The following is an 821-nucleotide window of genomic DNA, read 5'->3' as shown; positions in this document are numbered from 1 at the left end:
GGGGGTGTGAACAGTGCGATTGATCACGCGTCGATCGTGTCTACTGGTGAGGGGTTGAATCTGGTCGGGATGGCCAGCGATCAGGTGGGCCACTGGTATGACGTCACGGTGATGCAGCCGGCGGTTGAGTCGGGGTCGTGGGCGGGGCAGTTCGTCGCGAGTGTCGGGTCTGGTGTCGGGCAGGCGATGAGCGGTGCGGCGCAGATGAATTTGCGCGACACGGGGCGTGGGATCGAGGCCCTCATCTTCGACGAGGACGTGCGTAACCAAGCGTTGCAGCAGGCCACGACGCTTGTTGACCAGGTCCGCGCGGGTAACCCGGTGGTGATCGGACAGATCGTGGGGAACATCCTGCCCGGAGCGGTGGCGTTGAAAGTCGCGAAAACGACCGGACTTGTGGGCCGGGCTAACAAATTCGCCGACTTCGCGAAACCCATCATCACGAACCCGAGCAGGACCGCCAGCGCCCTGGACTGGCTCAAGAATGACCTCGGCGCGGGAGGGGTGACAGTCAGCAACGAATTCACCCCGACGATACGAAAACTAGACGCGATTGACGGGTCGACCGTGAAGTCGCGTGGTGTCGACCAGCCGGGTGGTAGTAATGCTCCGGGTCCGGTGAAGTATCCGACTGGCCGGTTGCCGAAGCGCGGTGTACCGAACTCTTTCGGGTACGATTCTGACGGGGTTCGTCTTCCCTACGCGAATAGTCGCCCTGATTACGCGCCCGGACAAGTCAAAAGAGTGTGGAGGGAAACCCGGAAGAAACAAGTGAGCGACATCAGGGCCGGCGAACCGGGGGCGCCGCCGAGGTGCCCCAA

Annotated in this window: 1 protein-coding gene; it reads left to right on the top strand. The window is 62.5% G+C overall.

The genetic code is table 11. The features are described from left to right. Positions 1-69 precede the first annotated feature (69 nt). A partial coding sequence (locus tag HRF29_RS14580) for a hypothetical protein (protein ID WP_173249573.1) occupies positions 70-821 on the top strand: 752 nt, incomplete at its 3' end.

It is taken from the genome of Rathayibacter agropyri (genome assembly GCF_013249015.1).
GTDB classification, from domain to species: domain Bacteria; phylum Actinomycetota; class Actinomycetes; order Actinomycetales; family Microbacteriaceae; genus Rathayibacter; species Rathayibacter agropyri.
Note: the sequence above shows the minus strand (reverse complement) of the source record. Positions and strands in the feature narration are given on the sequence as shown.